The sequence below is a fragment of the Ramlibacter sp. P4_H7 genome (assembly GCF_056400765.1).
This window is the reverse complement of sequence record NZ_JBFUKP010000010.1, coordinates 50,334-74,331: the sequence shown is the minus strand read 5'-3', so window position 1 is coordinate 74,331 and position 23,998 is coordinate 50,334. Positions and strand designations below refer to the sequence as shown.

Sequence of the window (23,998 nt, the reverse complement as noted above, 5' to 3'; positions counted from 1 at the left end):
GAAGTCCCGGCGCGGGGACAATCGGCACATGCCCACGAACGCACCCGTCACCCGCGCGCTCCTGTTCGACCTCGGGCGCGTGCTGCTCGACATCGACGTCGAGCGCGCCGTGCACGTGTGGGCGCCGCACTCGCGGATGCCGCGCGAGGCCTTGCGCGCCCGCTTCACTTCGGACGAACCTTTCCAGCGCCACGAAACGGGCCACCTGGACAACGACGGCTACTTCGCCCACCTGCGGCAGGCGCTCGCGCTCGACTGCGACCTTCCCGTGGTGCAGCAGGGATTCGACGCCCTCATCGTCGGGGAGATCCAGGAAACCGTCCGCCTGCTGGAGCAGGTCCGGACGCAGCTGCCCTGCTACGCGATCAGCAACACCAACCCGTCGCACCTGGCGGCGATCGAACGCGGCTTCCCCGGCTTCCTGCCTCGCTTCACGCGCGTGTTCGTGTCGCACCAGATCGGCCACCGCAAGCCGCAGCCCGCGGCGTTCGAGCACGTGCTGCGCGCGATCGGCGTGCCACCGCCCGAGGTGTTGCTGTTCGACGACCTGGCCGACAACGTGGCGGGGGCGCAGGCACTGGGACTGCAGGCGGTGCTGGTGACAGGCCCGGAGGACGTCCGCGCCGCGCTCGCCGCGCGCGGCCTGCTCAGCCGGGTGAGCCCGCCTGCAGGTCCGCCCACGAGGTGAGCTCACCGGCCAGCGCGCTGGCCATCACGGTGGCGGGACTGGCGAGCCAGACCTGGCCGGGACCGGAACGCCCGGGAAAGTTCCGGTTGATCGCGCTCACCGTCACCTGGCCGGCGTCCGTCGACGATCCCGGTCCGCAGTTGGCGCAGGCGCCGCAGGACGGCTGCAGGATGCGCGCGCCGGCCGCCGCGAAGGTGCGGTCGTAGCCGCGGGCCACGCAGTAGTCGCGCACCGCCGTCGTCCCGTACTGCAGGTAGAGCTGCACGTGCGGCGCCACCTTGCGACCGTGGGCCAGGCCCCAGGCGAGCACCGCGTGGTACTGGTCGAAGTCCTCGCGCTTGCCGGCGGTGCAGGAGCCGCCGTAGGCGATGTCCACGCGCACCCGCTCGCCCAGCTGCGCGAGCGGCACGCCACGGCCCGGGTCGCCCGGCCGCGCGACCATGGGCGAGAGCGCGCTGCAGTCCACCCGCAGCACCTCGCTGTAGCTCGCACCGGGATCGCTGCGCATCCAGTCGGCAAGCGCGAAGTCGACCCCGCGCCGCTCCTTCAGGAAGCGCACCGTTTCCGCATCCGGCTCGACGATGCCGGTCAGGCCGCCGAGTTCGGCCGTCATGTTGGTGAGCGTGGCGCGTTCGTCGGTGGACAGGGTGCGCGCCACCGGCCCGCCGAACTCGAACACCTGGCCGACGCCGCCGCCGGCCTTCAGCGCGGGGAGCTGCAGCAGGTGCAGCACGATGTCCTTGGCCGCGACGCCGGCGGGCAGCGCGCCTTGCAGTTCGATGCGCAGCACGCGCGGCACGGTCAGCCGCACGGCCCCGGTCACGAAGGCGTTGGCCATGTCGGTCGTGCCGACGCCGAAGGCCACGCAGCCCAGCGCACCGCTGTGCGGCGTGTGCGAATCGGTGCCCACCACCAGCTGGCCGGGCAGCGCGTAGTGCTCGGCCATCATCGCGTGCGAGATGCCGGCGACGTTGCCGCCGTGGTCCGCGCGCGCTTCGTCCTCGGTGAGCGTGCGGTGGTGGCGCAGCCCGTGTTCCGCGACGAAGCGCCGCTGCGCCTCGCACATCGCGCGCAGGTTGGGCAGCAGCGGCGAGCCGGCGTGCGCCGGGCTTTCGTCCATGTACGAGGTGTGGTCCTCGAACACCAGGATGGACGTCGGGTCGCGCAGCGCCAGCGGCGCGCCGAAGGTGGCGTGCAGCATGTGGGCGGCCATGCCGGTGTAGTACTCGTGGATGAAGCGCCAGTCCGCCCGCACGAAGCAGCCTTCCCCGGGCGCGGGCGCCTCGGAAGTGACCGGCGTGTGCAGCAGGTGGCGCTGCACGATCTTCTCGAACAGCGTCAGCGGACGCGTTGCCGTGGGCAGCGGCACCGGCCGGGCGTCGCGCAGGTGCTGCGCGCCGAAGCGCAGCAGCCCGCCGCTGCGCAGGATCGCGGCCGCCAGCGCGTCGCGCCCCGCGACCAGTTCTTCCAGGGGGATGACCTCGCCGCGCTGCAGCCGGTCCAACAGGCCGAAGTCGGTGGAGGTGAACAGGCCGATGTTGTCGGCGTTCTGGCGGTACAGCCGCTCGAAGCTCTGTGCGACGACCAGCCGGATGCCGGCGAGCTGCTCCGCCGCCGGGCTGTGCTCGCGCGAGGAGCCCTTGCCGTAGCGCTTGCCGCCCACCGTGACCTGGAAGCCCCCCGCGTGCACCGCCCCCACGGCGATGGGCCGCTCGCCTTCCACGGTGAAACCGGTGTACGGGAAGCGCGCCAGGCTGTCGTCGTAGTGGGACATGATGCGCACCGGCGTGATCTCGTCGGTGGAAATGTCATCGCGCAGCGGCCAGGCTTGGGCGGGCGTGAGCCGGCGGCCGGCGCATTGCGCACGCATGAGCGACGCGTCCTGCGCGAGGAAGAGGATGCGCGGTGCGCGGCCGAGGTCCAGGAAATCGTTCATGGCGATGCAAGTGTGGCCAGGTGCTCCACGAGCGCCTGCGCCGAAGGGGTGAGCGACGCGGCGTCGCGGTAGCAGACGATGAAGCGCCGCTCGGCCCAGGGCTCGGCCAAGGGGATCAGGCGCAATCCCGCATCCGCGTGGGGCTGCGCCACTTCGCGCGGCACCAGGCTGACCGCCAATCCCGCGCGCACCACGCGCAGCGCCGCTTCGAAGTTGGTGACGATCACGCGGTGCTGTACGGCGCGCCCGAGCTGCGCCGCGTTCCGCTGCAGCATGAGTTGCACCGCGCTGTTGACCGGCAGGCTGACGTGCTCGTAGTCCAGCGTGTGCTCGAAGCGCACGGTCTTGCGTTGCGCCAGCGGATGGCGCGCGGGCACGGCCACGCACAGGGTGTCGCGCCGGTAGGGCTGGCACTGCAGCCCCGTGTGATCCGTGGCGTTCCAGCACACGCCCATGGACGCAAGCCCCTCGCGCACGCCGCGCACGATCTCCGGGCTGACCCGCTCCTCCATGTCCACCTGAACGCTGCGATGCGCCGGCTTGCGCAGGAAGGCCGCCACGTCGTCGGCCAGCGATTCGGTCATCGCCGACACCGACGCGAGGATGCGCACCTGCCCGCGGCCACCGGTGGCGTAGGTCTCCATGTCGCGGGCGATGCGCGCCGCGCCATCCAGCATGCCGCGTGCGTGCTCCAGCAGGGTGTGGCCCGCCGCCGTCGGCACCACGCCGTGGCGCTTCCTCAGCAGGAGCGGCGTGCCGAGCTGGTCTTCCAGCTGCGCCAGCCGCTTGCTGATCGCCGAGCCGACGATGCTGGCCTTTTCGCCGGCGCGCGCGATGTTGCCCGTCTCGCAGACGGCGACGAACAGGCGCAGGGTGGTGAGGTCGAGGTCGCGCAAGGTGTTCCGATTCGGAATTTTAGCGTTCCAGAATTGCAGTGATAGCTCGTTCTGGAAATTCTAGACTCTCCCCATGAACCCCGCTTCCCTTTCTCCAGCCCTGCCGCCCCGCGTCGTCGTGCGCGAGATGGGCCTGCGCGACGGCCTGCAGAGCGTCGCCACCATCGTGCCCACGGCCGCCAAGATCGAGTGGCTGCGCGATGCCTATGCCGCCGGCCAGCGCGAGATCGAGGTCGGCTCCTTCGTGCCGCCCCGGTTGCTGCCGCAGCTGGCCGACACCGCCGAGGTCCTCGCCTTCGCGCAGACGCTGCCGGGACTGCGCGCGACGGTGCTGGTGCCCAACCTCAAAGGGGCGCAGCGCGCGCTGGAAGCCCGGGCCGAGATGATGCTGCTGCCGCTGTCGGCCAGCCACGCGCACAGCCTGGCCAACCTGCGCAAGACGCCGGACGAAGTGCTGGCCGAGATCGGCCGCATCCGCGCGGAGCGCGACGCCAGCGGCGCCCGCACGCAGATCGAAGTCGGCATCAGCACCGCGTTCGGCTGCACGATCCAGGGCGAAGTGGCGCCGCAGGAAGTGGTGCGCCTGGTGCAGGCCGCGCTCGATGCCGGCGTGCAGGCGGTGAGCCTGGCCGACACCGTGGGCTACGCAGATCCCGTCATGGTGTCGCGCCTGTTCGAGCGCGTGCTGCGCGTGGCCGGCGAGCGCCTCGTGTGCGGCCACTTCCACGACACGCGCGGGCTGGGCCTGGCCAACGTCTATGCGGCGCTGCAGCTGGGCATCGCCCGCTTCGATGCCTGCACGGCTGGCATCGGCGGCTGCCCGCATGCGCCGGGTGCCAGCGGCAACGTCGCCACCGAGGACCTCACCTACATGCTGCACAGCATGGGCGTGGAGACCGGGCTCGATTTCGACCGGCTGCTCGCGCTGCGCGCCAAGGTCGTGCAATGGCTGGCAGGCGAACCCACCCACGGCACCATCTGGAAGGCCGGCCTTCCCAGGACCATGAAGAAGGAAACGGCACATGCCTGAGACCCCTGCCCCGCAGTCCCCGAAGGGCTCGCCCTCCCACCATCCGCCGCAGCCCCTGAAGGGCCTGCGGGTCGTCGAATTCACCCACATGGTGATGGGGCCCACCTGCGGCATGGTGCTCGCGGACCTGGGCGCGGAAGTGATCAAGGTCGAGCCCATCGATGGCGACCGCACGCGCCGCCTGCTGGGCGCCGGCGCCGGCTTCTTCCCCATGTTCAACCGCAACAAGAAGAGCATCGGCATCGACCTGCACCAGCCGGAAGGCGCGGCCCTCGCGCGCAGGCTGTGCGCGTCGGCGGACGTGGTCGCCGAGAACTTCAAGCCGGGCACGATGGCGAAGTACGGACTGGACTACGGGTCGCTGTCCGCCGCCGACCCCAAGCTGATCTACGCCACCTGCAAGGGCTTCCTGCCCGGCCCTTACGACCACCGCACCGCTCTGGACGAAGTGGTGCAGATGATGGGCGGGCTGGCCTACATGACCGGCCGACCCGGCGATCCGCTGCGGGCCGGCACCAGCGTCAACGACATCATGGGCGGCCTGTTCGCCGCGCTCGGCGTGCTGGGCGCGCTGATCCAGCGCGGCATCACCGGCCGCGGCATGGAGGTGCAGTCCGCGCTCTACGAGAACAACGTGTTCCTGGTCGGCCAGCACATGCTGCAGTACGCGATGACCGGCAAGCCCGCCGCGCCGCTGCCCGCCCGCGACAACCCCTGGGCGGTGTACGACGTGTTCACGGTGAAGGACGGCGAGCAGATCTTCCTGGCCGCGGTGAGCGATGCGCAGTGGGACAAGTTCTGCACGGTGCTGGGATTCCCCGACCTGAAGGCCGAGCCGGAACTCGCCACCAACAACCAGCGCGTGCAGCAGCGCCCGCGGCTGCTGGCCACGCTGCGCGAACGGCTGGGCCATCGCGGCGCGGCCGAACTGGCATCGCTGATGGAGAAGGCCGGGCTGCCCTTCGCGCCGATCCGCCGTCCCGAGGACCTGTACGATGACGAGCACCTGCTGGCCACCGGCGGGCTGGCCGATGTGCGCCTGCCTGACGGCCCGCGGGCCGGCGACACGGTCAAGACCACGCTGCTGCCCTTCACGCTCGCCGGCGAGCGCCTGGGCGTGCGCATCGACCCGCCGCGACTGGGCGAGCACAGCCGAGAACTGCTGCGGTCGCTGGGGCTTGCAGACGACGCCATCGACGCGATGCGGACGAAGGCCGTGGTGGCCTGAGCCGAAGGCACCGCTACTGACAGACCCAAAAGGAGACACGATGAGCCGCAATGTCCTCAACCGCCGCCAGCTGCTGGCGGCCGGCGCCGCCCTCGCGGCGGCCGCCCTGCCCTTCGCCTCGCACGCGCAGGGCAACACCGTGAAATTCATCCTGCCCAATGCCACCGGCTCGGGCGTGGACGCCATCACCCGGGCCGCCGCGCCGGCGCTGTCCAAGGCACTCAGTGCTTCGGTGGTGGTGGACAACCAGCCCGGCGCGGGCGGCGTGGTCGGCCTGCAGGCGCTGGCGCGCTCGGCCCCGGACGGCAACACCTTGTCGGTGGTGTCGAACAACGTGGTGATCTTCCCCAGCGTGCTGAAGTCGCTGCCCTTCGACATGCCGGGCGACTTCACGCCCATCGCCGTGGTCGGGGCCACGCCGATGGTGCTGGTGGTGAATCCGTCCAAGGTGGCGGCCACCAACGCGCGCGAATTCTTCGCCCTGCTCAAGGCGAAGCCGGCCACGTACAACTTCGGCTCCGGCGGCAACGGCACCATCCTGCACCTGGCCAGCGAGCTGGTGCTGGAGGCCGGCGGCGCCACGGCGCGCCACATCCCCTACAAGGGCGTGGGCCCGATGGTCACCGACCTGATCGGCGGACAGATCGACTTCGCCACCGCGGCGCTGCCCAGCGTGCAGGCGCACATCAAGAGCGGCGCGCTGCGCGCCATCGGCCTGCTGCCGGCGCAACGCACCCAGGCCGCGCCGGACATCCCCACCTTCGCCGAGCAGGGGCTCGCCAATTTCTCGGTCGATGCCTGGTTCGCCGTCATCGGTCCCAAGGGCATGAGCGCCGCGAGCGTGAAGAAGGCGCACGACGCCGTCGTGGACGCCTTCGCGGATCCTGCGGTCAAGGACACCATGGCCAAGCAGGGCAACACCATCCAGATCAGCACGCCGGAGCAGGCGCAAGCCGCGTTTCGCAGCGAGCTGGCGAAGTACGCGGCGCTCGTGAAGAAGGTCGGGCTCGAGCCCCAGTAAGCGTCAGGCGGTGGCCGCGCCCGTTTCCGCGCACTCGCGCGGGATGGCGGGCAGCGCGAACACCGTGAGCTTGCCGCGCCGCCCGCGCACGGCGATCTCGTGCGGCTGCAGGTCGCCGGCTCCGCGGCCGCCATGCCGCAGCACGTCCTCGGACACCACCAGCCGCGCGCCGTACTGCTTGGTCAGCTCCTGCAGCCGGCTGGCGATGTTCACCGCATCGCCCACGGCCGTGAGGGTGCGCGTCTCGCGGTAGCCCACCGTTCCCACCGCTGCCATGCCGGCGTGGATGCCCATGCCGAAGTCCAGCCGCCGGCCGAACTCGTGCGACAGCGTGTCGTTGAGCGCTTCCATGCGCTGCTCGATGTGCGCGGCCGCGGCGAGCGCCTGGCGGGCTGCGGTGGGCAGGTCGGTGTCGATGCCGAACAGCGCCATCACGCTGTCGCCGATGAACTGGTTGGGAATGCCGCCGGCCTCGCGCACCGCGTCGCCCACGGCTTCGAAGTACCGGTCCAGCACGTAGACGAGGTCGAAGGGCAGCTGATCCTCGGACAGGTTGGTCCAGCGCCTCAGGTCGGCGAACAGCACCACCACTTCGCGCTCCATCGCCGAGCCGAGCGGCTCGAAGGTGCGCGCGCCCGTCGCCACCGACAGCAGGGGACGCACCTGCACGTCGCCCTGCGGCCGCAGCTGGCAGGCCAGTCGCACGGAAGGCAGCGCGCCGATGCGCGACAGCGTGCGCTGCTCGTCCGCCCGCGGTGGCGGCAGGTCGCCGGGCCGGGCCTGCACGTCGACCCGGCAGGTGGAACAGCGCGCCCGGCCCCCGCACACCGACAGGTGCGGGATGCCGTTGGCGCGGCTGGCCTCCAGCACCGACCACCCGCGCGGGACGTCCACGGTGCGGTCGGGATAGCGGATGCGCACCAGGCCCTTGCTCCGGCGCGCCCACAGGTTGCGCAGCCAGCGCGCCAGCAGGGTGGCCAGCAGCAGCGCCAAGGTGGTCGCCATGATGGCGTCGGCGACCGATTGCAGCGTGCCGGACTGCCGCAGGTCGATGCTGTCCACGTACAGCGGCTGCAGCGCCAGTTCCCGCGCCATCGAGAGGTAACCGGTGGCCGCCAGCACGGCAAGCAGCGTGGCCGCGACCACGAAGGCCGTCTGCAGGCGGCGGTACTCCGCGCGGTGGCGGAACGCGAAGTGCACGCCCAGGCAGCCGTGCATCCACGCCACGGTCAGCAGCGTCATCTGCCAGCCCGAGTAGTCGCCGAACCACATCAGCGACACGTTGCGGCTGTAGGTGTCGTCCACGCCGTAGAGCGTGTGCACCAGCCGCGTCTGGGTGAAATGCACGGCCAGCAGGAAGGGCACCAGGAAACCGAGCACCATGCGCAGCAGCTCGGTCCACGTCATCAGCAGCGAACGGCGCTCGTACAGTGCGGTCAGCGCCAAACCGAAATGCAGCAGGATGGACCCGTAGAAGACCACCGTGACGGCGCCGTTGCGCCAGAAGGCGGTGAACACCTGCCGGCCCGTTTCCGCCGCGGCGAGCGACACCAGGCCAAGCGAGTGGTTCAGGAGGTGGCTGAAGACGTAGAACAGCAGCACCAGGCCGGAGGCGAGGCGCAGGCGGCGGGCACTAAGATGGGCGGACTTCAAGTGAATGCGATGGCAACCGTTCAACCGTCGACGCTGGGCCTGCAGCAGGTCCGCCTGCTGCAGGGCCTGTCGCAGCAGCGCCTGGAACTCCTCGCTGCCCAGTGCACCTGGCGCCGCGTGGAACCCGGACAGCTGATTGTGGCCCGGAACAGCCCCGACCGCGACGTGCATTTCGTCGTGGGGGGACGCGTGCGCGTGACCAGCTTTTCGGCCGGCGGCCGCCAGGTCACCTTCCGCGACGAGGATGCGGGCGAGATGTTCGGCGACCTCGCCGCCATCGACGCCAAGCCGCGTTCGGCGGACGTGCTGGCGCTGGAGAGCGTGCTGGTGGCCTCGCTCTCGCCGGAACAGTTCCGCGAACTGATCGCGCAGGAGCCGCTGGTGCGCGAGCGCGTGCTGCAGCGGCTGGCCGAGCTGGTCCGCCTGCTGTCGGAACGCGTGATCGAACTGAGCACGCTGGGCGTGCAGAACCGCATCCACGCGGAGCTGCTGCGCCTCGCCCGGCTGGCCGCCCCGGACGGCCAGAGCGTGCGGCTGGATCCCGCGCCCAAGCACGCGGACATCGCGAGCCAGGTGAGCACCTACCGCGAGCAGGTGACCCGCGAGTTCTCCGCACTCACCAGGCAGGGGCTGCTGGAGAAGGACGGCACGGCGATCGTGCTGACCGACGTCGAACGGCTGGCGCGCATGGTGGAGGAAGTGCGCCTGGAGGCCTGAGGCCGCTGCGCCATGGCACCTGCGCATCCGGGTGCGCAAACGCACATCGGCATCGGGCGGGGATTCCTACAGTCATGGCCATGGACGACGCATCGTCGTCCTGCCATCCAAAGGAATCCCCATGAACCGCAAGACCCTCGCCGCCGCCCTCGTCCTGATCGCCTCCACCGGTGCCGCGCTGGCCGATGACATCACCATCGACAGCACCCGCTTCGTCGCCGGCAAATCGCGCGCCGAAGTGCAGGCCGAACTGCAGCAGTTCCAGCGCGCCGGCGCGAACCCCTGGGCGCAGGACTACAACCCGCTGCAATCCTTCGCGAGCGCCAAGACCCGTTCGCAGGTCACCGCCGAATATTTCGCGGCGCGCAACGAAGTCGTGGCCCTGACCGGCGAAGACAGCGGCGCCTCCTGGCTGGCCGCGCGCGCGCCCGCCGTCGCCGCGCCGGTGCTGGCCGGCCAGCCCGTCAACGCGCAGTAAGCGCCGCCACGATCTCGGCGAACTGGTCGAAGGCCGCCTGCAGGTCGGCGACCAGCTGGCGCAGTTCCTCCTCGCTCGCGCTCGCGGCGCGCTCCTCGAGCACCGCCGCGATCCCCGCGTAGCGTTCCGCCGAGATCATCGATCCACCGCCCTTGGCGGAATGCGCCAGCCGCGCGATCTGCTTGCGGTCGCCCGCGGCCAGCGCGGCGTGGATGCGCCCCAGCAGGGCAGGCGTCGTCTGCCGGAAGGTCGCCAGCGCCACTTCCTTGAGCTCCATGTCGCCGCCGAAGCGCGAGTCGATCCCGCCGCCGTCGAACAGGGGCAGGTCGCCCAGCCGCGAGGCGGGCGTGCCGGTCCAGCGTGACAACACGGTGCGCAGCACCTTCAGGTCGATCGGCTTGCTGATGTAGTCGTTCATGCCGGCCTCGATGCAGCGCTCGCGGTCGCCCTTGATCGCATTGGCGGTCATGGCAATGATCGGCGCCTCGCAGCCCGACGCGCGCAGGCGCCGCGTCGCCTCGTAGCCGTCCATCTCCGGCATCTGGCAGTCCATCAGGACCAGGTCGAAGTGCTCGCGCTCAGCGATGGCGCAGGCTTCGCGGCCGTCGCCGGCGAGGCTGACGTCCACGTAGCCGAGCTTGCGCAGCATGCCGAAGGCCACCACCTGGTTGGTGGTGTTGTCCTCGGCCACCAGGATGCGTGCGCCCTCGCGCGCCGGCGTGAGGTCCTGCCACGCCGAAGCGGCCGGCGCCCCCTGCGCCGCCGCGACCTCCAGGTGGACGGTGAAGCGCGAGCCGCTGCCCGGCGTGCTCGCCACGTCGACGCTGCCGCCCATCAGCTCTACCAGCTGGCGCACGATCGACAGGCCCAGTCCGGTACCGCCGAACTGGCGCGAGGTCGAACTGTCGGCCTGCATGAAGCGCAAGAACAGCTGCGGCTGCACCTCGTGCGGGATGCCGATGCCCGTGTCGGCCACGGTGAACTGCAGCGCGCACGCGCCGGCGCCCTGGCTCGCCTTCACGTCCAGCCCGATCCAGCCGGAGGACGTGAACTTCAGCGCGTTGCCCAGCAGGTTGACCAGCACCTGGCGCAGGCGCGTGGGATCGGACAGCACATGCCGCGGCACGCGGGGATCGAGCCGCACGCGAAACAGCAGGCTCTTCTCGGTGGCGCGCAGCCGGTACAGGGTGGCGAGGTCCTCGATCAGCTCGTGCAGGTCGAAGGGCACGCTTTCGATTTCCATCTGCCCGGCCTCGATCTTGGACACGTCCAGGATGTCGTTGACCAGCGCCAGCAGCGAATGGGCGCTGCGGTCGATCAGGTCGGCATGGCGCCGTTCCGCCGGCTGCAGCTCCTCGTCCAGCAGCAGCTTGGTCATGCCGATGATGCCGTTCAGCGGGGTGCGGATCTCGTGGCTCATGGTGGCGAGGAAGTGGCTCTTGGCGCGGTTCGCCGCGTCCGCCGCGTCGCTCGCGATGCGCAGTTCCTGCTCCGCCTGCTTGCCCTGGGTGATGTCGCGGTTGGTGCCCACCATGCGCATCGGCGCGCCGGCGGCGTCGCGCTGCGCCACCCGGCCTTCGCTGTGGATCCACAGCAGGCTGCCGTCCCGGTGCCGGACCCGGTGCTCCACCAGGTAGCTCGACGACCCGCCTTCCAGCACCTGCGCCAGCGCCGACAGGATGCCCGGCACGTCCTCGGGCGGCACCAGCTGGAACAACTCCCGGGCGCCGCAGCGGGTCTCCGTCGGCTCGCCGCCCAGCATCACCGACCATTGCTCGGACAGGTAGACCGTCTGGCTGGGGACGTCCAGGTCCCACAAGGCCAGGCCCGAGCCTTCCAGCGCGCGGTGCAGGCGTTCCTCGCTGCGCTCCAGCGCCTCGCGCGCGAGCTGGCTTTCGGTCACGTCCTGCAGCGCGCCGACCAGCGCATGGGGCTTGCCGTTGCGCCGTTCGATCTGGCCGATGGTGCGCACCCAGATCCGGCGGCCGCGCGCCGTGGTCATGGGCACCTGCAGGTCCCACGGTTCGCCTGTCTCCATGCAGGCCGCGGCGGTGGCGCGGATCTCCTTCTGGATCTCCGGCGTGAAGTAGCGCTCCTGCAGGTGTTCGTCGCCGCGCGGCACGTAGTCCGGCGGCAGCTCGTAGATGCGCCGGGTCTGGCCGGTCCACTGGATCTCGCGCGTGAGCAGGTTGAAGCGCCATGCGCCGACGCCGGCGATCTGCTCGGCGCGGGCGAGGAAGTCGTTGCTCGCCTGCAGTTGCTCGTCGTGCCGCACCTGGGCGCTCACGTCCTCGATGGAGCCCACGTAGCCGCCGGCGGACCCGTCGGGCAGGCGAACGGACTGGGCGCGCAAACGCACGTGTCCGGCGCTGGCATCCGGGTGCAGTACCCGGAAGGTGTGGTCGAACACCTCGCCGGTCGACGCGGTCTGCTGCCACAGGGTCGCCGCCGGGCCGCGGTCCAGGGGATGCACGGTGTCCAGCCAGTCGTCGCCCAGCAGGGCCTCGCGCGTGCGCCCGAAGATGAGCACGCCTTCGGGGTTCACGTAGATCATCTTGCCGGACGCGTCGCTGTGGAAGATGCCCACCGGGCAGGTTTCCGACAGCTCGCGGAACATCTGCTCGCTGGATCCGTGCAGCGAGCGGTGCGCGGCCTGCCGCAGCAGCAGCGATTGCATCGCGGTCCGCGCCAGTTCCTGCAGGGCGGCGCGCTCGCCCTCGGCCAGCCCGGCACGGGGCACCTCGTCCAGCACGCACAGCGAGCCCAGCACGTGGCCATCGGGCGTGAGCAGCGGCGCCCCGGCATAGAACAGGACCGGAGGCTCGCCGCTCACGCAGGGCTTGGAGGACACCCGGGGATCCAGACGCGTGTCGGGGATCTCCAGGTATTGGCCGGACGCCACCACCAGCGTGCAGATCGAATCCTCGCGCGGGACTTCCACGAAGCCCGGCATGCCCACTTGCGACTTGGCCCACAGGCGGTCCCGGTCCACCAGGTTCAGCAGCGCGATGGGGGTGCGGCAGGCGGCCGCCGTAGCCCGGGTCAGGCTGTCCAGCAAGGCCTCGGCCGGGGTGTCGAGGATGCCGAGGCGGTACAGGGCCTCGAGGCGTTGCGCTTCGCGGTCAGCGGCGGGTGGGGTGGGCTGCACGCCCGGACTCTACCGTGCTAGCGGGCCAGCGTCGACGCGCCGAACAGGCTGCGGATGAATTCGACGGCCAGTTCCGCCGTGCGGTTGCGCACGTCAAGGGCGGGATTGATCTCCACCACGTCGAGCGAGCCCAGCCGGCCAGTGTCGGCGATCATCTCCATGCACAGCTGCATCTCGCGGTAGGTCGGGCCGCCGCGCACGCCGGTGCCGACCCCCGGCGCCTCCAGGGGATCGAGGCAGTCCAGGTCGAAGCTCACGTGGATGTGCGTGTCTTCGTCGACGTCCTGCAGCACCTCGGTCATCGTGTTGCGCATGCCGTGCTCGTCGATGTGGCGCATGTCGAACACCTGCAGCCCCAGCAGGCGGATCGCCTCCTTCTCGTCGGCGTCGACGCTGCGGATGCCGATGAAGTCGACCCCGTCCGCGTGAATCGCCGCGCGTTCGCCGCTCCAGCCCACCAGGTCGGCCGGGCCGTGTCCCAGCAGGCACGACACGGGCATGCCATGGATGTTGCCGCTGGGGCTGATCGCCTCGGTATTGACGTCGGTGTGCGCGTCCAGCCAGATCACGCGCAGGTTCTTGCGCTCCTGCCGGCATTGCCGCGCCACCGCGCTGATCGAGCCGATCGCCAGGCAGTGGTCGCCGCCCATGAGCAGCGGCACCTGGTCCAGCGCCAGCGAGGTGGCCACCGCCTCGAACACCGCCCGGTTCCAGGCGACGACCTCCTGCAGGTGGCGGATGCCGTGGGCCGGCGGATGCCAGGGGTTGGGCGGCCCCGCGAGGTTGCCGCGGTCGATCACCTCGAAGCGTTGCGCGCGCAGCGCCTCGGCCAGGCCGGCCACGCGCAGAGCGTCCGGGCCCATGCCGGCGCCGCGGACGCTGGCGCCGACGTCGGTGGGTGCGCCGATGAGGCTGACGGTGGTCATGGCACCGCGGATTGTGTCGCAAGGCGGCGGCATCCGGGCCGGTTGCTACAGGATGCATCCAGCCGCCCCGCGACCGGGATCGCATCCGGCGAAGCGTTCGCAGCCGCCTGCCGTGGCATCACGCCTGGGGCCGCTGGAGGCGGAACACCGCCTTGCGCTCGCCCACCGGCGCCCCCTTGATGCTGGCGATGGTCTCGCTGCGCCACGGGCGCAATTGCTCGCACTGGACCTCGTCGAGCCAGCCGAGCTGGTCCATGGCTTCGACCGTGGCGGCGAACAGCGCGACCTTGTTGCCGTCGGCGACCTTCAGCGCCAGCGCCTCGCCACGGCTGCGGCTCGCCACCACCTGCACGCCGTCCGCGCCCGCCTTGCTGACCAGGTCACCCCGGCCCGCCTGCATGAAGGCGAGGTCGTTGCGGCCCGTGCCCGATACCAGGTCCGGATGCGCGGTCATGGCGTCCGCCAGCTGCACGAAGCTCTCGCCGAAGCGGGGGTCGCGCGCACCGCTGGCCAGCCGCGCGAAGCCCCGCGCGAGGTGCGCGAGCGGCATCGCGTAATTCGGCGCCGAGCAGCCGTCGATGCCCATGGCGAGCTGGTGCTCCTGCAGGCCCACCGCCTCGGCCACGTGGGCGCGGACGGCCTGCTGCAGCGGATGCGCCGGAGCCAGGTAGCTGTCCAGGTTCAGGCCGTGCTGCACGCAATGGGCGAGGAAGCCGCTGTGCTTGCCGCTGCAGTTGTGGTGGCGCTCGTCGTAGCTGCCCGGCGCCGGCGGCGGCCAAGCGCCGAGCTCGGCGAAGAGGGGCACGTGGCAGCCACATTGCAGCCGCTGGTGGCCCACTTGCGCCTTGGCCAGGATCTGGTCCACATGGGCGACGTGCATCGGCTCGCCGCTGTGGCTGGCGCACAGCAGCGCCAGGTTCGCATCGGTGAAGCCGAAGTGGCGAACCCCGCCGCCCTGCACGAAGGGCAGCGCCTGCAGCGGCTTGAGCGTCGAGCGGGTGAAGGTCACCCAGTGCGGATCGCCCGCCTGCGCGAGCACGCGTCCGCTCGCATCGCTGAGCGCCACGGCGCCGAAGTGCACGCATTCGAGCGTGCCGCCGCGGAAGGTTTCGATGAGCGGGACCAAGGCTGCCATGCGGCCGATTCTGCCGTGTCACCGGCTGGACCGGCCGGCCTGCGCGCGCCACCGCACAATCGCGCCCATGACGGAACTGCGTGCCCCCCTGCAAGCCCAGGTCGTCCAGTGGCTGGTCGCCCCGGGCGAGATGGTCCGTGCCGGCGACGTCGTGGTCATCCTCGAGGCGATGAAGATGGAACACGAGGTGCGCAGCCCCGGCGGCGGCCGCGTGCGGGAAAGACTGTTCGCCGAGGGAGAGACGGTGCAGGAGCAGGCCCTGCTGCTGACGCTGGAGGAGGTGGCGGGGGATGCGCCGGAAGATGCAGCATTCGTGCGCGACGCCTCCCCAGCGTCCGCACCGCACCACCTGGCGCGCGCCGACCTGCAGCGCGTGCTCGACCGCCAAGCACTCACGCTCGACGCGGCACGGCCGCAGGCGGTGGAAAGGCGGCACGCGCTCGGCTTGCGCACGGCGCGCGAGAACATCGCCGACCTGTGCGACGACGGCAGCTTCAGCGAATACGGCGCCCTGGCGGTGGCGGCGCAGCGCGCCCGCCGCAGCGACGACGACCTGGTGCGCAACACGCCGGCCGACGGCATGGTCACGGGCCTGGGCCGCATCAACGGCACGATGTTCCCGCCGGAGCGCAGCCAGGCTGCCGTGCTGGCCTACGACGCGACCGTGCTCGCGGGCACGCAAGGATTTCGCAACCACCAGAAGACGGACCGGCTGCTGGGGATCGCGCTCAAGCACAGGTTGCCCGTCGTGCTGTTCGCCGAGGGCGGCGGCGGCCGGCCCGGCGACACCGACATGCCCATCGTCGCCGGCCTGCACGTACCCACCTTCGCCAGCTTCGCGCGGCTCAATGGCCAGGTCCCGGTGATCGGCATCGTGGCCGGCCGCTGCTTCGCCGGCAACGCGGCCCTGCTCGGTTGCTGCGACGTGATCATCGCCACGCGCGACAGCAACATCGGCATGGGCGGCCCGGCCATGGTGGAAGGCGGTGGCCTGGGCGTCTTCCGTCCGGAAGACATCGGTCCCGCGGGCGTGCAACACGGCAATGGCGTCATCGACGTGCTGGTGCAGGACGAAGCCGAAGCCGTCGCGGCGGCGCGCCGCTATCTGTCCTACTTCCAGGGCGCGCTTGCCGGCTTCGAAGCGCCCGACGCGCTGGCGCTGCGCAGCGTCGTTCCGGAAAACCGGCTGCGCGTGTACGACAGCCGTGCCGCCCTGCAGGGCCTGGTGGATGCCGGCTCGCTGCTGGAATTGCGCACGGGGTTCGGCCTGGGCATCCACACCGCACTGGGTCGCCTCGAAGGCCGGCCCGTGGGCTTGATGGCCAGCAATCCCCTGCACCTCGGCGGCGCGATCGACGCCGACGCGGCCGACAAGGCGGCCCGCCTCATGCAGCTGTGCAACGCGCACGGACTGCCGATCGTGAGCCTGGTCGACACGCCGGGCTTCATGGTCGGGCCTGCCATCGAGGAACGCGCGCAGGTGCGGCACGTGAGCCGCATGTTCGTCGCGGCCGCGCACCTGCGGGTCCCGCTGTTCGCCGTGGTGCTGCGCAAGGGGTATGGCCTGGGCGCCATGGCGATGGCCGCGGGGGGCTTCCATGCGCCGGAGGCCACCGTGGCCTGGCCGAGCGGCGAGTTCGGCGGCATGGGCCTGGAGGGCGCGGTGCGCCTGGGCTACCGCAAGGAACTCGAAGCGGTGCCGGACGGACCGGAACGCGAGGCGTTGTTCGAACGGCTGGTCGCCAGGCAATACCAAGCGGGCCAGGCGATGAACATGGCCGCGACGCTGGAGATCGATGCCGTCATCGATCCGGCGCAGACGCGCGAGTGGCTGGTGCGAGGGCTCGCGGCCGCCCGGATCGGCAGCGAGCCGTCGGGGCCGGCGATCGATCCGTGGTGAAGGCGGACGGGCTGGCGCAGCCGCGTTAGCCGCGGCCCTGCTTGCCGGATGCCAGTTCGCGCGCCATCAGCACGCGGCGCTGGGCCGGTGCATTGAGTTCGCGCGCCAGGCCGTTCCAGCGGGCAGCGATCTTGTCCAGGTCCGCCTGCAGGCGTGCGCTCGTCAAGGGGTCGCCGACGGCATAGGCCCAGATCGCGTATTCGGCCTTGGCCTCGTAGGTGCCGAATCGGGCTTCCGCATCGGCGAATTCCGCCCGCGCTTCCGCGCGGCGCGCCGTGCCCGCCAGGGCCCGGGCGGTCAGCAGGGAGACGGGCTCGGGGCGGAAGTCCGGATGTTCGCCGCGCAGGGCCTGCAGCATGCGCAGGGCATCCGCATGGCGCTGGCATTCGACCAGCGCGCGGGCCGCCCCGAGCCGGATCTCCGGATCCCTGGCGAACGGCCCCGCCAGGCAGGCCTCGTAGGCCTGCGCCGCGGCGGGCGCATCGCCGACATCCAGCAGCGCGGAAGCCAGGCGCATCTGGTTGTGTGCGGAAGGCGTCTCCTCGAACGCAGCGCGGGCGGCACGCACTTCCCGTTGCGGGTCCAGCGCCCTGGCGGCGGCGTTCACCGCTTTGGCCGCATGCCGTTGCAGCCGGGAACTGGGCAGGTAGATCGCCACGATGTACACCAGGGCGCCGAGGACGGGAAAGGCGAACAGGATCATCAGCCAGTACAGGGGCTGGCCGGTGCGCACCGCGTGCACGGCGCAGAAGATTGCGAGGGCGAAGTACAGGCCGAAGCCGACGATGGGCATGTTTCTTCCCCTTTACTGCGTTTCGGCCCAGACGCGCGACGGGTGGGCGGGCGCGCTGCGCACTTCGCGCAGGATGTTGCCGCCGATCAGCGCGAACGGCAGGGCCGCCGAAGCGCCCACCGCATAGGTCACCACGGCGAACAGGCACAGCGACGCGCCGGCGCACACCAGCAGCCGGTCGCGCGTGCTCCAGGACCGCACCGACAGGAACACCGCGAGCGCGAGCGCCGTGAGCACCAGCGGTGCGCCGATGTGGACGTCGGCCAGCGCGCGCAGGCCGATCAGCGCCACCTCGCGCCCGAACACGTGCGGCCACAGCGCCGCGAGGGCGAAGGCGGCCGTGGCCAGCCACGCCAGCGCCGCGTTGCCGCTCCAGGTCTTGATGCGGTGCGGCATGCCGGGCCTCAGCGGTTGCATCCCAGCCGTGCCTTGCGAGGCAGCAGCAGGACGATGATGAGAAGCAGCAGCGCCAGTGCGAACAGCGTGGCGAAGCCGGGCAAGTGGCCGGCACCGCGGCCGTGCACGTAGGCGAGCACGATCCGCACGATCTGGTAACCGGCCGCGGCGATTGCCAGCCACCAGGCCCAGGCATGGCGGGCCCACAGGCCGTACGTGACGATCGCGGCGACGAGGAGTGCGATCCAGACGCTTGGATTGGCCAGGCTCTGCGCCAGCGCGCGCAGGCTGCCGGTGCGCTGGAAGTGGTAGACGATGCCACTCACCAGCACGGCGGCATAGGTGGCGGCGGCCAGGGAAGCAAAACGGATCTGGGTTTGGGCGGACATCTGGGTACTGCACCGCTGGCGCGGCTGGGTGGAGGTTGATGAATCAGGCGACGCGGAACAGGACCGCGTCCTTGTTGGCGGCGGCGCGCTGGTAGAAGCCCTTGAGGCCCTGCACCGCCGCGAGCACCTCATCGGGCGTGGCCTCCATCAACGCGCTGTCACAGCGCGTGCGGATGTCGCCCTCGGCCAGCGTCGCGAGCCGGGCGGCCGTGGACTGCACGTCGCCGGAGAAGGAATAGCCCACCATGCTCGGGATCTTGTCGGACTGCTCCGCGCCGCAGGCGGCTTCGGCCTGCAGCACCTGGCTCAATTCGTACCAGACGGCGATGGCCTCGGCGTGCGTTTCGCGCGGCTGTTCGCCGCCGCCGGCCTGCAGGAAAGGCGCATACGCCAGCTCGCCCGCGAGCAGCCGCCGGAGCTGGTCGTCGGACAGCGCATAGAAGCCACCGGCAGTGCTCATGGTCTTGCTCCCCCGGGGCGCGAGCGGCCCCTTGCAGGGAAATATATCGACGCGAAGTGCTGCGCGTAAGCCCGCTCGCGCTCACGTACACGCTCTGTTGGCCAAAGCGCACAGCACATTCCGTCCGTCGGCATCGCGCTGCCGCCTGCCCGGCGCCGTTCAGGGCGCGCGCTGGCAGCGACCCTGTTTCTCGAGCCAGTACGCCACGTTGCCGACGAGCACGATGCTGCCGGAAATGACGGCGCTGGCGGCGGCCGTCGCGCCCGCCGCAGCGAGCAGCACCGCGCACCCTTCGTTGACGCAATGCTGGATCGACGCGATCTGCACCGGCTGCAGCTCCATCGTGCGCGTGGCGACGTGGCAGCCGGGGTCGTAGCGCTCCACGGTGTAGGGCACCAGCACGCAGCCGGCAAGCAGCGCAGCGGCGAGCGCGGCAGCGCAGGACTTCACTTCAGCAGCGCCACCGCTGCCGAGAAGGTCAGGAACGCCGCCGCCGTGGTGAGCAGGATGATGCGGGCGATCCGGCCGGTGTCGGCACCGAAACGCTCGGCCAGCAGCGACACGTTGCTGGCGCTGGGCAGCGCCGCCACCAGCACCATCACCTGGAGCGCGAAGGCGTCCAGCGGGAAGCCCGCGGCGCGCATCGCCAGACCCAGCCCCAACACCAGCAAGGGATGCAGCACCAGCTTGACCAGCGCGACCGGCACGAAGTCGCGCGCGGGTTGCGGCCCCTGCTCGCCCTGCGCTGCGACGAACTGCGAACGTGCGAGCACCGCGCCGATGGTGAACAGCGCGACGGGCGACGCCGCATCTGCCAGCAGCCCGATGGTGTTCATCACGGGAGTCACGGGTTTCCAGGCGAACGCCGACGAGACGCCGCCCAGCACGATCGCCCAGGGCATCGGGTTGAGCGCGACGCCGCGCAATGCCTTCTTCGCGGCCTCGGACGCGCCGTGCTCGTCGGCCCCGTCCAGGCGCGACAGCGCGATGCACAGCGAGCTCGTGAACACCAGGTCGATCAGGATCGTGAGGATCGCCGGTCCGGCCGCCTGCGCTCCCAGCAACGCCACGAGCAGCGGCACCCCCATGAAGCCGGTGTTGGGAAACGCCGCGACGAGTGCACCGAAGGACGCGTCGTTCCAGCGGATCCGCGCATTCATGCTGAATTTCACGGTGCCGGCCACCACCAGCAGCGCGCAGGCGAGCCACAGCACGATGCCGAGGGGATCCAGCATCTGCGCGATCGGCGTTCCCGCGCCGAAGCGGTACAGCATGCAGGGCAGCGCGAAAAACAGGACGAAGGTGTTCAGACCCGCGATGGCCTCGAACGGCAGCATGCGCCGCCGTGCGGCCAGGTAGCCGGCGAACACCAGGGCGAAAAAGGGAAAGGTGACCGTGAGGACGCTTAGCACGGGCCGTATTGTCCCTGCAACCCATCGCGAGCGAGGCGCGCGGGTACCGCCGTTCGCGCAGGGGCAACAACCGCCACGCCCTTATGATCGGCCGCTGTCCCCTTCGCGCAGTACCCTCCCGCCCCCCATGTCCGCCGGCCTGAACCTCGCCCAGCAAGAAGCCGTCAACTTCATGCATGGGCCCTGCCTGGTGCTGGCCGGCGCCGGATCGGGCAAGACGCGCGTGATCACGCACAAGATCGGCCGGCTGATCCAGTCGGGGCTCGAGGCGAAGCGCATCGCCGCCATCACCTTCACCAACAAGGCGGCCGCGGAAATGCGCGAGCGCGCCAAGGCCCTGGTGGGCCGCGATGCAAAGGACGTGCTGATCTGCACATTCCATGCGCTGGGCGTGCGCATGATGCGGCAGGACGGCAGCGTGCTGGGGCTCAAGCCGCAGTTCTCCATCCTCGATACCGACGACGTCACCGGCATCCTGAAGGACGCCGGCGGTACCACCGACGCCGCCACCGCGCGCCAGTGGCAGTGGACGATCAGCGCCTGGAAGGGCGCAGGCCTGAATGCTGCGCAGGCGCTGGCGCAGGCCAAGGACGACCACGAACGGATGATCGCCACCGTCATGTCGCGCTACGAGGAGAGGCTGACCGCCTACCAGAGCGTGGATTTCGACGACCTGATCGGCCTGCCTCTCAAGCTGCTGCGTGACTTTCCCGAGGTGCGCGAAAAGTGGCAGCAGCAGCTGGGCCACGTGCTGGTGGACGAATACCAGGACACCAACGCGACGCAGTACGAGCTACTGAAGCTGCTGGTCGGCGAACGCGGCCGCTTCACGGCGGTCGGCGACGACGACCAGTCGATCTACGGCTGGCGCGGGGCGACGCTGGACAACCTGCGCAAGCTGCCGCAGGACTATCCGCAGCTCAAGGTGATCAAGCTGGAGCAGAACTACCGCTCCACCAGCGCGATCCTGCGGGCCGCGAACAACGTGATCCAGCCCAACCCGAAGCTGTTTCCCAAGACCCTGTTCTCCGAGCTGGGCGAAGGCGAGCCGGTGCGCGTCGTCGATTGCGACAACGAGGAGCACGAGGCCGAGCGCATGGTCCGGCGCATCCAGTCGATCCGCGAGTCGGCGGGAGGCAACGTGGGCGCCGCGGGCCTGGGCAAGGACTGGAAGGATTTCGCCGTGCTGTACCGAGCCAACCACCAGGCGCGCGTATTCGAGCAGGCGCTGCGCAAGGCGCAGATCCCGTACAAGGTCTCGGGCGGGCAAAGCTTCTTCGACCGCGCCGAAATCCGCGACCTGTGCGCGTGGCTGCGACTCTGGGTGAACAACGACGACGACCCGGCCTTCCTGCGCTCCGTGACCACCCCCAAGCGCGGCATCGGCCACCAGACGCTGCAGTCCCTGGGGGTGTTCGCGAGCCGGTACAAGCTGTCGCTGTTCGAGGCGCTGTTCTCGCCCTCTCTGGCCAGCGTGCTGAACGCGCGCGCCGTCGGCAGCCTGCACGAGTTCGGCCGTTACGTGAACGACCTCGAGTTTCGCGCGCGCCACACGGTGGGCGCCGAGGATGCCCGCACGTTCATCACCGACTGGCTGAAGGACATCGGCTACGAGAAGCACCTGTACGACGGCGAGGAGAACGAGAAGGTCGCGGCGGCGCGCTGGACCAACGTGCTGGAGTTCTGCGACTGGATGGCCAAGCGCTGCGGCGGCGAGATCGACGACGCGGCCGGCGCCTCGTTGGCGAGCGAACGCAAGACGCTGCTGGAGGTGGCGCAGACCATTTCGCTGCTGTCCACCATCAGCGAGCGCGAGAAGGACCAGAACGTGGTGACGCTCTCGACGCTGCATGCCTCCAAGGGACTGGAGTGGCCGCACGTGGTGCTGGCCGGTTGCGTCGAGGGCATGCTGCCCTTCAAGCCGGACGAGGACGGCGGCGGCGGCAGTGAAGCCCTGCTGCAGCGCCTGCAGGAAGAACGCCGGCTGATGTACGTGGGCATCACGCGGGCCCAGCGTTCCCTGGCGGTGAGCTGGAGCAAGAAGCGCAAGAAGGGCCGCGAGATGGTGCCCGCCATGCCGAGCCGCTTCATCGCCGAGATGGCGCTGGACAAGAGCACGGTCAAGGAAGACCCGCGCGAGAAGCTCAAGGCGCTGCGCGCCGAGTTCGCGAAGAAGAGCGCGGAAGCGGCGGCCGCCGCAGCCGCGGCGGCAGGCAGCGCATGAAGGCGGTCTGGCACTTGCTGCTCTTCGCCTGCGCCTTGCCAGCCGCGGCGCAGACCTCTTGCCCGGAAGCAGGCGACGTGATGCAGCCCCACCTGATCGGCACCTGGCGGGCGGAGGTCGAGGGCCTGGGCCCGGCCACGATGCGGCTGGAGCAGCACGCGGAGTACGCCGAGAGCGTCAGCGGCAGCCTCGAGCGCTCGGGCCGGCGCAGCCAGGTGGCGGGCGACGTCGACAACGGCGAGCTGACCCTGGAAGAGTCCGCCGATGGCGTGCACATCGCCGCGACCTGGCTGGGCGACGTGGTGGAAGGCTCCTGCGGTCGCGAGATCCGCGGCACCTGGACGCTCGATGGCCAGCAGGCCGGCAGTCCGTTCGTCCTGCGCAAGCAGTAACTCTCTTTGCACGAAGAGCTCGCCGCTTAGCATTCCGGCATGCGGAGAACCCTCGCCTTCTGTGCCGCGGCCGCCCTGTCGGTGCTGGTCCATGCGCAAGGCACCGAGGCCTGGCAGGCATGCACGGAGCTGGAGGATGCGCAGCGGCTCGCGTGCTTCGATGCGTGGGCCAGGGGACAGGGATCCAAGCCACCGGCGCCGGCTGCGGCAGTCGAACCCGCACCCGCCGCGGCCGCACCCCCGCCCGCCCCGATGGGCACGCCACCGCCGCCCGCAGACCGGCGCGGCGTCCGGCTGACCGCCAGCGAGGGCTGCCACGAGCCGCAGTACACGGAGCTGTCGCGTTTCTGGGAGCTGGAGCCCGGCGCGGACTGCGGGACCTTCGGCCTGCGGGGCTTCCGCCCCATCTCCGCCGCGGTGGCACGCGCCAACACCGTGAGCCGCCAGCCCACCTCGGAAAACCCGCGCAACAACGCGACCACCAGCACCGACTATCGCACCACCGAGGCGCGCCTGCAGCTGTCGGTGCGGACCAAGATCGCGCAAGGCGTGTTCGCCTATGGCGAGCGGGGCATGGACTCGCTGTGGCTCGCGTATTCGCAGCTGTCGTACTGGCAGGTGTTCACGCCCGCGTTGTCGCGCCCGTTCCGCAACACCGACCACGAGCCCGAGATCCTGTACGTCACGCCGGTGCAGCGGGCGCAGGCAGGCGAGTGGCGCCTGCGACTCGCCGGACTGGGACTCGTGCATCAGTCCAACGGGCAGTCGCTTCCCTTGTCGCGCAGCTGGAACCGGGTCTACCTGATGGGCGGTGCGGAGCACGACACGGTGCAGGTGCAGGCGCGTCTGTGGAACCGCATCGACGAAGGCAACAACGACGACAACCCGCGCATCAGCGATTACGTCGGGCGCGGCGAGTTGGTGATGCGCTGGAACGCCGACCGCGGCAACCTGTTCGCCTTCACCGGGCGGCACGGGCTGCGCAGCGGATCCAAGGGCTCCGTGCGGCTGGAATGGTTCCGCACCCTCGCCGACCCGGGCGTCGGCCTGCCGAGCGGGCTGCGGCTGCACACGCAGCTGTTCTCCGGCTACGGCGAGACCCTGATCGACTACAACCGCAACCGCACCGTGTTCAGCATCGGGCTGAGCCTGGTGGAGTGGTAAGGGCCGCCGCAG

22 protein-coding genes are annotated in these 23,998 nt (G+C 70.7%); 10 read left to right on the top strand and 12 right to left on the bottom strand.

Annotated features, from left to right (window positions below; genetic code table 11):
• Positions 1 to 28: 28 nt before the first annotated feature.
• Entirely contained in the window at positions 29 to 688 is a 660-nt protein-coding gene (locus AC1DSA_RS15080) for an HAD family hydrolase (RefSeq protein WP_477890546.1), read from the top strand.
• Here AC1DSA_RS15080 and AC1DSA_RS15075 read toward each other — a convergent pair.
• The gene (locus AC1DSA_RS15075) at positions 648 to 2,624 is read right to left on the bottom strand and encodes an aconitase family protein (protein ID WP_477890544.1); all 1,977 of its coding nucleotides are present in this window, start codon (positions 2,622 to 2,624) and stop codon (positions 648 to 650) included. The two genes, AC1DSA_RS15080 and AC1DSA_RS15075, sit on opposite strands and share 41 nt — an antisense overlap.
• Positions 2,621 to 3,520, bottom strand: a complete 900-nt coding sequence (locus AC1DSA_RS15070; protein ID WP_477890542.1) for a LysR family transcriptional regulator — start codon at positions 3,518 to 3,520, stop codon at positions 2,621 to 2,623. The genes AC1DSA_RS15075 and AC1DSA_RS15070 overlap by 4 nt, the downstream gene beginning before the upstream one ends.
• A 73-nt stretch (positions 3,521 to 3,593) precedes the next feature.
• On the opposite strand from AC1DSA_RS15070, the gene AC1DSA_RS15065 reads away from it, so the two are divergent.
• The 3 genes from AC1DSA_RS15065 to AC1DSA_RS15055 are packed head-to-tail and all read left to right on the top strand — an operon-like array spanning position 3,594 to position 6,799.
• Positions 3,594 to 4,550: a hydroxymethylglutaryl-CoA lyase gene (locus AC1DSA_RS15065; protein ID WP_477890541.1), complete on the top strand. Its 957-nt coding sequence runs from the start codon at positions 3,594 to 3,596 to the stop codon at positions 4,548 to 4,550.
• Complete coding sequence (locus tag AC1DSA_RS15060; RefSeq protein ID WP_477890539.1) at positions 4,543 to 5,778, top strand: CaiB/BaiF CoA transferase family protein; 1,236 nt, start codon at positions 4,543 to 4,545, stop codon at positions 5,776 to 5,778. The genes AC1DSA_RS15065 and AC1DSA_RS15060 overlap by 8 nt, the downstream gene beginning before the upstream one ends.
• Before the next feature lie 40 nt (positions 5,779 to 5,818).
• Positions 5,819 to 6,799, top strand: a complete 981-nt coding sequence (locus tag AC1DSA_RS15055; protein ID WP_477890537.1) for a Bug family tripartite tricarboxylate transporter substrate binding protein — start codon at positions 5,819 to 5,821, stop codon at positions 6,797 to 6,799.
• A gap of 3 nt (positions 6,800 to 6,802) precedes the next feature.
• Here AC1DSA_RS15055 and AC1DSA_RS15050 read toward each other — a convergent pair whose 3' ends face one another.
• Positions 6,803 to 8,452: an adenylate/guanylate cyclase domain-containing protein gene (locus AC1DSA_RS15050; protein ID WP_477890535.1), complete on the bottom strand. Its 1,650-nt coding sequence runs from the start codon at positions 8,450 to 8,452 to the stop codon at positions 6,803 to 6,805.
• A gap of 9 nt (positions 8,453 to 8,461) precedes the next feature.
• On the opposite strand from AC1DSA_RS15050, the gene AC1DSA_RS15045 reads away from it, so the two are divergent.
• Complete coding sequence (locus AC1DSA_RS15045) at positions 8,462 to 9,169, top strand: Crp/Fnr family transcriptional regulator (protein WP_477890534.1); 708 nt, start codon at positions 8,462 to 8,464, stop codon at positions 9,167 to 9,169.
• Between the two features lie 121 nt (positions 9,170 to 9,290).
• Positions 9,291 to 9,647, top strand: a complete 357-nt coding sequence (locus tag AC1DSA_RS15040; protein ID WP_477890532.1) for a DUF4148 domain-containing protein — start codon at positions 9,291 to 9,293, stop codon at positions 9,645 to 9,647.
• Here AC1DSA_RS15040 and AC1DSA_RS15035 read toward each other — a convergent pair.
• The 3 genes from AC1DSA_RS15035 to AC1DSA_RS15025 form a co-directional block, all read right to left on the bottom strand.
• Complete coding sequence (locus AC1DSA_RS15035; protein WP_477890530.1) at positions 9,634 to 12,795, bottom strand: PAS domain-containing protein; 3,162 nt, start codon at positions 12,793 to 12,795, stop codon at positions 9,634 to 9,636. The genes AC1DSA_RS15040 and AC1DSA_RS15035 overlap by 14 nt on opposite strands.
• 17 nt (positions 12,796 to 12,812) lie before the next feature.
• Entirely contained in the window at positions 12,813 to 13,721 is a 909-nt protein-coding gene (rocF, locus tag AC1DSA_RS15030) for an arginase (protein ID WP_477890528.1), read from the bottom strand.
• 118 nt (positions 13,722 to 13,839) lie between these two features.
• Positions 13,840 to 14,856, bottom strand: coding sequence for an asparaginase (locus AC1DSA_RS15025; RefSeq protein ID WP_477890526.1), 1,017 nt, complete (start codon positions 14,854 to 14,856; stop codon positions 13,840 to 13,842).
• Between the two features lie 7 nt (positions 14,857 to 14,863).
• Here AC1DSA_RS15025 and AC1DSA_RS15020 point away from each other — a divergent pair, with 7 nt between their 5' ends.
• Positions 14,864 to 16,756, top strand: coding sequence for a carboxyl transferase domain-containing protein (locus AC1DSA_RS15020; RefSeq protein ID WP_477890789.1), 1,893 nt, complete (start codon positions 14,864 to 14,866; stop codon positions 16,754 to 16,756).
• Positions 16,757 to 16,781: 25 nt separating this feature from the next.
• On the opposite strand, the gene AC1DSA_RS15015 is transcribed toward AC1DSA_RS15020, so the two are convergent.
• From AC1DSA_RS15015 to AC1DSA_RS14990, 6 genes are all read right to left on the bottom strand, one after another.
• Positions 16,782 to 17,549 carry a tetratricopeptide repeat protein gene (locus tag AC1DSA_RS15015; protein WP_477890524.1) on the bottom strand — a complete coding sequence of 256 codons (768 nt, stop codon included), beginning with the start codon at positions 17,547 to 17,549 and terminating at the stop codon, positions 16,782 to 16,784.
• Between the two features lie 12 nt (positions 17,550 to 17,561).
• Complete coding sequence (locus AC1DSA_RS15010) at positions 17,562 to 17,966, bottom strand: hypothetical protein (RefSeq protein ID WP_477890523.1); 405 nt, start codon at positions 17,964 to 17,966, stop codon at positions 17,562 to 17,564.
• Positions 17,954 to 18,334, bottom strand: a complete 381-nt coding sequence (locus tag AC1DSA_RS15005; protein WP_477890521.1) for a hypothetical protein — start codon at positions 18,332 to 18,334, stop codon at positions 17,954 to 17,956. The genes AC1DSA_RS15010 and AC1DSA_RS15005 overlap by 13 nt, the downstream gene beginning before the upstream one ends.
• Positions 18,335 to 18,377: 43 nt before the next feature.
• Positions 18,378 to 18,794, bottom strand: a complete 417-nt coding sequence (locus tag AC1DSA_RS15000; RefSeq protein ID WP_477890519.1) for a hypothetical protein — start codon at positions 18,792 to 18,794, stop codon at positions 18,378 to 18,380.
• 159 nt (positions 18,795 to 18,953) lie between these two features.
• Complete coding sequence (locus AC1DSA_RS14995) at positions 18,954 to 19,244, bottom strand: hypothetical protein (RefSeq protein ID WP_477890517.1); 291 nt, start codon at positions 19,242 to 19,244, stop codon at positions 18,954 to 18,956.
• Positions 19,241 to 20,206 carry an AEC family transporter gene (locus tag AC1DSA_RS14990; RefSeq protein ID WP_477890516.1) on the bottom strand — a complete coding sequence of 322 codons (966 nt, stop codon included), beginning with the start codon at positions 20,204 to 20,206 and terminating at the stop codon, positions 19,241 to 19,243. Before AC1DSA_RS14990 ends, AC1DSA_RS14995 begins: the two co-directional genes overlap by 4 nt.
• A gap of 127 nt (positions 20,207 to 20,333) precedes the next feature.
• Between AC1DSA_RS14990 and AC1DSA_RS14985 the strand changes: the two genes are divergently transcribed.
• The 3 genes from AC1DSA_RS14985 (at position 20,334) to AC1DSA_RS14975 (ending at position 23,986) form a co-directional block, all read left to right on the top strand.
• Positions 20,334 to 22,430: an ATP-dependent helicase gene (locus tag AC1DSA_RS14985; RefSeq protein WP_477890514.1), complete on the top strand. Its 2,097-nt coding sequence runs from the start codon at positions 20,334 to 20,336 to the stop codon at positions 22,428 to 22,430.
• 80 nt (positions 22,431 to 22,510) lie between these two features.
• Entirely contained in the window at positions 22,511 to 22,822 is a 312-nt protein-coding gene (locus AC1DSA_RS14980) for a hypothetical protein (RefSeq protein ID WP_477890512.1), read from the top strand.
• Positions 22,823 to 22,861: 39 nt separating this feature from the next.
• Positions 22,862 to 23,986: a phospholipase A gene (locus AC1DSA_RS14975; protein WP_477890510.1), complete on the top strand. Its 1,125-nt coding sequence runs from the start codon at positions 22,862 to 22,864 to the stop codon at positions 23,984 to 23,986.
• The last annotated feature ends 12 nt before the right edge of the window (positions 23,987 to 23,998 follow it).